Source organism: Sphaerisporangium sp. NPDC088356 (genome assembly GCF_040685555.1).
Lineage (GTDB): Bacteria > Actinomycetota > Actinomycetes > Streptosporangiales > Streptosporangiaceae > Sphaerisporangium.
In genome coordinates this window covers 1-8,438 of sequence record NZ_JBFBIK010000190.1, presented here as the reverse complement: position 1 = coordinate 8,438, position 8,438 = coordinate 1, and the positions used below count along the sequence as shown (strand labels likewise).

Annotated in this window: 9 protein-coding genes; all 9 read left to right on the top strand. The window is 68.7% G+C overall.

What is annotated here, in order from left to right; all coding sequences use genetic code 11:
- The first annotated feature begins 179 nt into the window (after positions 1-179).
- The 9 genes from AB0O34_RS35165 to AB0O34_RS35125 all read left to right on the top strand — a co-directional run bounded on the left by AB0O34_RS35165 (position 180) and on the right by AB0O34_RS35125 (position 8,421).
- The gene (locus AB0O34_RS35165; RefSeq protein ID WP_363923040.1) at positions 180-965 is read left to right on the top strand and encodes a hypothetical protein; all 786 of its coding nucleotides are present in this window, start codon (positions 180-182) and stop codon (positions 963-965) included.
- Positions 966-1,055: 90 nt separating this feature from the next.
- Positions 1,056-1,610 carry an ATP-binding protein gene (locus AB0O34_RS35160; protein ID WP_363923038.1) on the top strand — a complete coding sequence of 185 codons (555 nt, stop codon included), beginning with the start codon at positions 1,056-1,058 and terminating at the stop codon, positions 1,608-1,610.
- Positions 1,611-1,785: 175 nt separating this feature from the next.
- Positions 1,786-2,730, top strand: a complete 945-nt coding sequence (locus tag AB0O34_RS35155; RefSeq protein ID WP_363923036.1) for a thymidylate synthase — start codon at positions 1,786-1,788, stop codon at positions 2,728-2,730.
- The gene (locus tag AB0O34_RS35150) at positions 2,727-4,469 is read left to right on the top strand and encodes a carbamoyltransferase C-terminal domain-containing protein (RefSeq protein ID WP_363923034.1); all 1,743 of its coding nucleotides are present in this window, start codon (positions 2,727-2,729) and stop codon (positions 4,467-4,469) included. Before AB0O34_RS35155 ends, AB0O34_RS35150 begins: the two co-directional genes overlap by 4 nt.
- A complete protein-coding gene (locus AB0O34_RS35145; RefSeq protein WP_363923032.1) occupies positions 4,454-5,521 on the top strand; it encodes a hypothetical protein in 1,068 nt (355 codons plus the stop codon). The genes AB0O34_RS35150 and AB0O34_RS35145 overlap by 16 nt, the downstream gene beginning before the upstream one ends.
- A 63-nt stretch (positions 5,522-5,584) precedes the next feature.
- Positions 5,585-6,103, top strand: a complete 519-nt coding sequence (locus AB0O34_RS35140) for a topology modulation protein (RefSeq protein WP_363923030.1) — start codon at positions 5,585-5,587, stop codon at positions 6,101-6,103.
- Positions 6,104-6,146: 43 nt separating this feature from the next.
- Positions 6,147-6,986, top strand: coding sequence for a class I SAM-dependent methyltransferase (locus AB0O34_RS35135; protein WP_363923028.1), 840 nt, complete (start codon positions 6,147-6,149; stop codon positions 6,984-6,986).
- The gene (locus tag AB0O34_RS35130) at positions 6,983-7,750 is read left to right on the top strand and encodes a hypothetical protein (protein WP_363923026.1); all 768 of its coding nucleotides are present in this window, start codon (positions 6,983-6,985) and stop codon (positions 7,748-7,750) included. Before AB0O34_RS35135 ends, AB0O34_RS35130 begins: the two co-directional genes overlap by 4 nt.
- Positions 7,747-8,421, top strand: coding sequence for a histidine phosphatase family protein (locus AB0O34_RS35125; protein WP_363923024.1), 675 nt, complete (start codon positions 7,747-7,749; stop codon positions 8,419-8,421). Before AB0O34_RS35130 ends, AB0O34_RS35125 begins: the two co-directional genes overlap by 4 nt.
- The last annotated feature ends 17 nt before the right edge of the window (positions 8,422-8,438 follow it).

The window sequence follows — 8,438 nt, the reverse complement described above, 5'->3', positions numbered from 1 at the left end:
AGCTGACACAGAATTAGACCAGCTCAACTGCCTTGATCAAATTGACAGGTTCCGATGACCCCGCCGTCATCGAGGCGGCCGACTGGCGAGTGGACTCGTTGACCGAGTTGCCCGCGCTCTTGGCCGCGACGCGCTGAAGCGACCGTTCCTGCTGTCGCCGGCCGATCCGGCGAGGTACCGTGCTAGCCGAAGAACTCGTCCGGGCCGTTCACGCCTCTACCGGTCATGACCGGGAGCGGGCGGCCGGTCAGCTGGCGCTCGCCTACCGCGCAGCGGATGGCGTCGCGTTCAAGTACGGATATGTGGACTTGTCGGCGCGGCTCATCGAGCTGATGCGCTGGGCCGCCGACCAGAGTGGCGACGAGCTGGTGGTCGCCGCGGCGGCTTACGTCCGCACCGAGATCTTCTTCGCCGACCGGAACCTCGGCCCTGCCTTAAAGGCCCTGGAGGCGGCCGAGGCTCGAATCCAGTCCACCGCCACATCCGACTCCGCCGCCGCGTACGGCTCGTTGCATATGAGAGCCGCAGTCGTGGCAGCACGTTCGGGCAAGCCCGGCGCGGCGCGGGATCATCTGCGCGAGGCGAAAGAGGCCGCCGGCCTGGTGCGCGAAGGCGTTTACCACGGCACCGCCTTCGGCCGATCATCCGTGCGCATCCACGAGGTGGCCGTCGCCGTCGAGCTCGGGGACGGCGACGCAGCCGTGCGGGCAGCAGGCAACTGGGAGCCACCACTTCAACTGCCCGCCGAGCGGCGCTCGCACTACTACATCGACCTTGCCCGAGCGCAGCTGTGGACGGGCAGACGCCAGGAGGCGTTCACCTCTCTGCAGCACGCAAGGCGAATCGCGCCACAGCACACGCGTGAGCACCCGCAGGTCCGCGAGATGCTGACGACCCTGCTCAGACTGCAGCGGGCATCGCGAGACAGCCTGCCCGGTTTCGCGAGCTGGGCACGCGTGATCTGACGACTCGCACACTGCCACTCTTTGTGTCACTTGGCCCGTCGGCCGCTGACCACCCTTGAGTCGCCAACGCGATGAGGGATGGAGCCAGACGTGATCACGGGTGTGCCGGCGCAGGCGAGCGGTTGGGAAACGACGAGTCACTCGCGCGAATATCACGTGCTGGTGAAGGTCTTGCGGCCCGGTTGCGCCGCTCGTCGGGCTCGGGACGTCGTCCGTCAGGTGCTCGAAGCCGCGGGGGTCGACGTTGAAGGTGTGAGCGACGCGGAGAGCGCTGTGGCCGAGCTTGCGGCCAATGCCGAGACCCATGCACGCCGCCCGTACGAGCTGCGCATTGTCATGGTGGAGGGCTCGCCCACATGCTGTGAGGTCGTCGACGGCGAGGAGGACCTGGACGGCATCCCCATGATCCTGCGCGAGCTGAAGAGCTCTGACCCGATCGCCTTATGGTCCCAGGAGAGCGGGCGGGGTCTCCTCATGGTTCACAGGCTTTCCGCTGGACGCTGCACTGCCTGTTCCACCAGGACGTACACCACCGGAGCCTCCGGAAAGGCCGTCGGCTTCGCACTGCCCGAGAAGGGCAACCGGGATTCGGACTCCCCCGCTTCGCCGGTTCCTCGATACGGCGACAGCTCCCATTTCAGTTAGGGCAGTCCCGTTCCTCCGCACAGCCGAGGCGGATGCGGCCACGGCGCGGAACGTGGGCTCAATCCTCTCGAATGAGGCCGGAAGCGACCGCAGGTCAACCCGACTCCCGGCTGTGCTCGCTCCCTACACCCTGCTCACCCGATGCCCCTGACGGTCATGAAGGGAACCCAAAACCATGACGATCTTGACTGGTGACAGCGTTACCGAGCTCTTCACGGACGCGGTCAAGCTGGCCATACATGGCCAGCGCGTGAGCCCGCGTGGCATGGCAACCCGCGAGGTCCTCGACGTCGACCTGGCGCTGAGCCGGCCGCAGGCCCGGCTGCTGCTCGCGTCACCGGCCCGGGTGCTCAATGTGGCGTTCGCAGTCGCTGAGACGGTCTGGATCCTGTCCGGCTCCGACGATGAGTGGATCTATGACTACAACGGGCAGCTGCGGAAGTACGCAGACGACGGGCGCCTTCGCGGCGCCTACGGCCCCCGCATGCGCCGATGGGGAGGTCACCTCGACCAACTGGCGCAGGTCCTCGCCCTTCTCAAAGCCGACCCGGACTCCCGTCGAGCAGTGATCCAGCTGTACGACCCGGCGCGAGACTCCGCCGGACATCGTGATGTGCCATGCACGCTGGGCTTCCGCTTCCATCTGCGGCAGAAGCGGCTGCACATGTCCACGACGATGCGCAGTCAGGACCTGTGGACCGGCATGCCGTACGACCTGTTCTTCACCACCACATTGCATGAGCTGATGGCCGGATGGCTGGGCGTCGAGCTCGGCACTTACCGCCACCACGTTGATTCCCTGCACCTGTACGAGGACGACCTGGAACGCGCGGAGGCAGTGACATCGGTGGCCGGATCAGGCGACGAGCTGCCGGAACTCGCGGTGCCGTGGGAGGGGTTCGACGCGCTGCTCGCCGCCGTCCAAGGGGGTGCGGTGAGTGGCCATGCCGGGTGGGACGCCATGGCCAACGTCCTGAGCAGCTACCGGCTGTGGAAGGCCGGAGAGCGCGTGACCGCCCAGCACGTCGCCGATCAAGTATGCGGACCGCTCGGAGTCGGCCTCCGCGCCTGGTATGAGGAGCTGCGGGTGCGAGCCGGCCGTCCGGCGGCGGCCCGATGAGCCCGCTGACGTCACCACCCGCTGCGACGCTGCCGGCCGCTCTGGGCCTGTGCTCCTATACCCACGACTCGGCCGCCGCCCTGTTGGTGGGCGGCGAGCTGGTGGGGTTCGTCGAAGAGGAACGCCTGTCGCAGATCAAGCACACCGGCGCCTACCCGGCAAGAGCTGTGGACTGGTTGCTCGGCGAGGCCGGGCTCACCGCCGACGATATCGGGGTGGTGGCCTACAACTTCCACGGTCCGCGTTATCTGGGCGCTCTGCCCGGCACTATCGGCATGCTGGGCTCGGCGGCCACGCGCGGGCGGTTGCTGCCCCGAGCGCGCTCCTTCGTCAAGGTCGCCGCGCGCACCGTACGTCGCACGGTGACCTTGCAGCAGATGTTCCCGAGCGCACGGATTCACCCGATCGCTCACCACCGGGCCCATCAGTTGTACGCGTTCGCCGCCTCGGGATGGGAGAGCGCCGCCGTCCTGATCGTCGACAGCCTGGGCGAGACGCAAACCACCACCATCGCCGCCGCCCGGCAACGGGTTCCAGGGCGACCGCAGGTCCGTACTCTGCACGCCCTTCACGATCCGGCCTCGCTCGGCTACGCCTACGGCGCGGTCACGGAACATCTGGGCTGGCGGCGCGGGGATGAGGAGGGCACAGTGATGGCTCTGGCCGCGCTGGGCGATCCGGCTCGCTTCCGAGGGCTGTTCGCTGCCGGCATTCGGCTCACTCCCGACGGCTTCAATCTGGCCCCTTCCCTGTTTCTTCTCCGAGTCCTGTCGTCGGCCTACCCGCGGTTGTCGACACGTTTCGTCGAGGCCACCTGCCCACCTCGTGACCCGCACGCGCCGGTCGAGCAGGTCCATCGTGACCTGGCCGCCGCCCTGCAAGAGCGCACCGACATTGTCATGATGCATCTGGCTCGCCGTGCTCACGCCCGGACTCGGGCTCGCCGGTTGTGCGTCGGCGGGGGCGTGGCGACCAACTGCGTCAGCATCGGCCGCATCATCGAGGCGGGAGTCTTCGAGGAGGTGTTCGTCCCGCCCGCCCCGGGCGACGCCGGGACTGCGATCGGCGCGGCAGCCGCCGCGCATCTGGATGGGAACGACACTCCGCTCTCAGGCATCACCAGAGCGTGTTTCCTGGGTCCGTCCTACCGCGATGGCGACCTTGACCTGTCGCCGTGGCCGGGCCTCACCGCCCAGCCGGTGCCGGGCGACGAGGCCGAGTTCCTGGCCGAGCAGCTGGCCGGCGGGTGCATCGTCGGGCTGTTTCGCGGACGAGTCGAGGCTGGCCCCCGGGCCCTGGGCAACCGCTCCATCCTGGCGTCCCCGCTGCAGCCGGGCGTGGTCGAGCGGCTGAACGCCACGGTCAAGTTCCGTGAGCCGTTCCGGCCGTTCGCCCCGATGGTCCTCGCCGAGCGCGCGGCCGACTACTTCACCCTCGGCCAGCAGGCCCCCTTCATGTCCATGGCCTCGGGCGTTACGGAGCTCACCCGCCGGCGGATTCCGGCGATCGTGCACGCCAACGGGACCGCGCGCCTGCAGACCGTCACCCAGGAGGGCAACCCCTTCATGCACGCGGTGCTTGAAGCGTTCGCTCGCCGTGCCGGCGTCCCGGTGCTGATCAACACTTCACTCAATGTGAAAGGCAAGCCGATCTGCGGCAGCCCACCGATGGCTCTGGACTGCCTGGCCTCCTCCGGGCTCGACGCCCTGCTCCTGGAGGGCCGGTGGGTGACAAAATGATCATCGGATACAGCTTCTGGGGCTTCCTGGGCCCGGGAATCACCGACACCCCCGACGGAGGGCGTAGCCATCGGCGCCCACTGATCGACGCACTGATCGCCGAGGGGCACCGCGTGGTCTTCCTTCAAGCCGACCGGGATGGGCTGGAAGCCGGTGACGACCTCGGCGGCCGGTACACCTTCACTTCTGGGCTCCCGGACATCGATGTGCTGTTTCTGGAGTGGCGCTGGCCTATCCCCGGCCGCAACACCACCCCTTGCGGGACGCCGCTTCACACCTGCGACCTGCACCGCCAAACGGAACTCCTGGACGTCTACACGATCGTGCGGAACACACCCACTGTTATATGGGACAAGGACCGGCAGCTACCTTACGGCAGCTTGTGGCGTCACCGCCCCTGGGTCGTCGTGTGCGAAGCGGCCCTCGACCCCACGCCGGGCGCACACCGCCTGCTGTTTCCCCTCGACGACCAGGCCCTGGACCGCGCCGACTCAGCCACGCTGGCCGTCCGGCCACGGCCCATACCGTTGGTCTACGTCGGCAACCAGTACGGCCGCGACGAGGAGTTCGACCAGTTCTTCGCTCCGGCCGCCGCTCAGCTCCCTCATGTCATCGCGGGCAAATGGGCATACACCAGCCGCTGGCCTGGCCTCACCTTCACCGGCCGCGTTCCCTTCCCCAAGGTCCGCGAGCTGTACGGCGGTGCGCTGGCCACCGTGCTACTCCTGCCTGAGCGGTACGCGGTGTCCGGGCAGATGACCCAGCGGCTGTTCGAAGCGGTCCTGGCCGGCTGCATGCCGCTGGCTCCTGCGACGATCCGGCATGTTGACCGATTCGTCCCCTCTGAGCTGATCGTCAGCGACGCCGCCGACACAGTCCGCGTCATCCAATGGCTCCGCTCCATCAGCGGCAGCCAGCAGCACGAGGACCTCATCGCGGAGTGTGTGCGTCGCCTGGAGCCGTTCCGGCTCAGCGGCCAGCTTCAGGCGCTGCGCCGAGTCTTCACCGACGTCTCCACGGCCACCACGGCGCGAGCCGGAACGAGCTCATGATCACACATGAAAGGTGCTGCGACCTGTCCGCCCCGACCGACCCGTCACCTATCGTGGAGCGTCATGCAGCAGATGAACCGGGTGGCCGTCGTCGGCTCCGGCGGCAGCGGCAAGTCGCATGTCGCCCGCGAGCTGGGTCGGCTACTCGGTGCGCCGGTGACCCACCTGGACGCCGTGTACTACGACGACGCGTGGAACCCACTGCCACCGGAGAAGTTCGAGGCGGCGCAGCGGGGGCTGGTGACCGCGCCCCGCTGGGTGATCGACGGCAACTACAACTCCACTCTGCGGATCCGACTGGACACCTGCGACACCGTAATCTTCATGGACGTGCCGACCCGGACCGCGCTGCGGGGAATCATCTCCCGCCAGGTGCGCCATGGCGCCGGGCAACACTCCGCCGGGGTCTACAACCGCATCAACTGGGGGGTGCTGCGCTACGTGGCGACCTATCGTCGGCGCATGCGCCCGCAGGTCCTGGAGAAGATCAGCCAGTACGGCAGGCACGCGACCGTGATCACCTTGACCAGTCGCCGTCGCACGCGCCGCTGGCTGCAGCAGGTCGCCGCCGAACTGATCTGACCCGCCCGGCCGGCTGGCCGACGAACACCGGGCGGTGCGCCCGATGACCGCCTCTCCCCACCCGTTTCTCGATGCCGCCGTGCAGGCGGACCTGTATCGGGACGGGGCCCGACTGGCCGCGCGCACCTCCGCGCTGCACCAGGCCAAGACGTGCGGCCGGGCGGTCGCCGACGTCATCGCCGACTTGGTGATCCGATTCTTGCCTGAGCCGCGCACAGCGGTGGTGGCCGACCTCGGCTGCGGTCGTGGCACCAGCAGCCGGGTACTCGTCGAGCGGGTACGACCGCGGCGGCTCATCGCCGTCGACGCCTCGGCGGCGATGCTCACCGTCGCACGCTCCCGCCTCGGCTCGAGGAGCCCGGCGGCGTTCGTCCAGGCCGACTTCCACCATCTGCCGTTGCCGGACGCATCCTGCGCGGCGGCGGTGGCCGCGTTCTGCCTGTACCACGCGCCGGCGCCCCGGCTGGTGCTGTGGGAGATCGCCCGCCTGCTGGAGCCCGGCGGCGTCACTGTGCTGGTCACCAAGTCGACTGACAGCTACCGAGCACTCGACCTGCTGGTCGCCGCGGCCGGGCTCGACGCGCACGCGGCTGAGCGGGTCAGCCTCTACGCGTCGGCGCACAGCGGCAACCTGGCCGCGCTCACCGCCCCAATCCTGCCGCTTATCCATGTGGAGCATGAGGAGCACCGCTTCTCCTTCACCGGCCTGGACCACGTCGCCGCGTACCTGGCCACCAGCCCCAAGTACGACATTCCGGCCGGGCTGCGCGGACATTCGAGTGCCCTCGCCGCTGCACTGCGCGCCCGGCTACCCGATGCCCCTGTGCACACCACCTCGACTGTCACCTATCTGGTCGCCGCCCGCCCGGGGGGCACACGATGACCGGCCAAAGGGTGTTCACCAAGGGATACCCCTCAGCGCTCTCATGCGCGCGAGCTGTCGCCCACCACGCCTGGCTGGCCGAGCACGCCCATCCGCTGCGCCAGCCCGCTATCTCAGCCGTACGGAAGAACGCGATCGACTTCGTCTTCGTCGACGGCCGCCATGCCACCGTCGGCGACCTGCCCGCGCTGGCCGCCGCGCTCGGTCAGGCCCATGCCGCGGCCTGGGTGAGCGACCTGCATCGGGCCCGTCTAAACACCCCGCACCCAATGGACCTTTGCGGGACGTACGTCATGGATGACTTCGTCAGCCCCCGCCTGGCCGCCCTGAAGACGCGGCAACTGCCGGAAGCCGCAGCCTTGGCCGCCGGACGCTTGCTGCGGGAGGCGGCCACCAGCCCGGCCGCCTTCTATAAGGACACCAACCCGCGCAACATCCTCATCACCCCGACCGGGCTGCCGGTCAACGTCGATGTCGACGACCTCACACTCGCCCCGTTCGGCTACGACCTCGCGAAACTCATCGTCACCCTCGCCATGACCCACGGCCAACTCCCGGCGGACGTGGCGACCTCTGCGCTCGCGGCCTACAACGACGTGCTGCTCCGCTCCAGCCTGGCCGGGGTACCACTGGCCCGGCTGCTGGACTACGCCGAGCTGCACCACGTGTTCACCGCCCCTTACCTCGGTCGCGGCGGCTATCGCTATCCCTGGCCACAGGTGCGCCCCGCCCTTCCCTTTCACGGACAGGAGGACTGCTCGTGATCACCACGGAACTGGTGTTCGTCCGACATGGCGAGGCGCGGTGCAACACCGCCGGCATCGTCGGTGGTCCACGCACCTGCACCGGCCTGACCAACGTCGGCCACGAGCAGGCGGACAAGGCCGCACGTCGTCTGGCCGCCGAGCATGGCGGCGCACCCTTCGCCGCGCTGTATGCCGGCCCCCGGATGCGGCTACAGCAGACCGGGCAGGTCCTGGCCACGGCCCTGGGTCTTCCATTGCTGACCGAGGCCGGTCTCGACGGCCCTGCCCATGGCCAAGCAGACGGTCGTCCGTGGGCGGAAGTCAAGACCGCCTTCGGCGGCGGCCCGCACGTCTACCCCGACCGGCTGTGGGCGTCGGGGTCCGACACCTGGAACGGCTACCTGCGGCGCGCTACGGACTTCCTGGCTGTCCTGATCGACCGGCACGACGGCGAGCGGGTCCTGCTGGCCGCGCACGGCGAGACCATTCTGGCCGCGCACGCCCTACTCCTCGGCCCCGCCTCTGAGGCCGGGTTCACGATCGAGCACGCCTCATTGACACGCTGGCAGCGGCACCGCAACCGTTTCGGCCAGCATCGCTGGATGCTGGAGCGCCACAACGACACCGCCCACCTCATGTCCGCCGCGAGCTTGAGGTGCTCCAGAGATTCCGGACATACCGCCCGATAGGGTGGTAATAGTCCGAA

Coding starts and splice junctions, on each gene's coding strand:
- AB0O34_RS35140 (WP_363923030.1), top strand. CDS start 5,585: ATGCAGCAGATGAACCGGGTGGCCGTCGTCGGCTCCGGCGGCAGCGGC.
- AB0O34_RS35130 (WP_363923026.1), top strand. CDS start 6,983: ATGACCGGCCAAAGGGTGTTCACCAAGGGATACCCCTCAGCGCTCTCA.
- AB0O34_RS35150 (WP_363923034.1), top strand. CDS start 2,727: ATGAGCCCGCTGACGTCACCACCCGCTGCGACGCTGCCGGCCGCTCTG.
- AB0O34_RS35155 (WP_363923036.1), top strand. CDS start 1,786: ATGACGATCTTGACTGGTGACAGCGTTACCGAGCTCTTCACGGACGCG.
- AB0O34_RS35135 (WP_363923028.1), top strand. CDS start 6,147: ATGACCGCCTCTCCCCACCCGTTTCTCGATGCCGCCGTGCAGGCGGAC.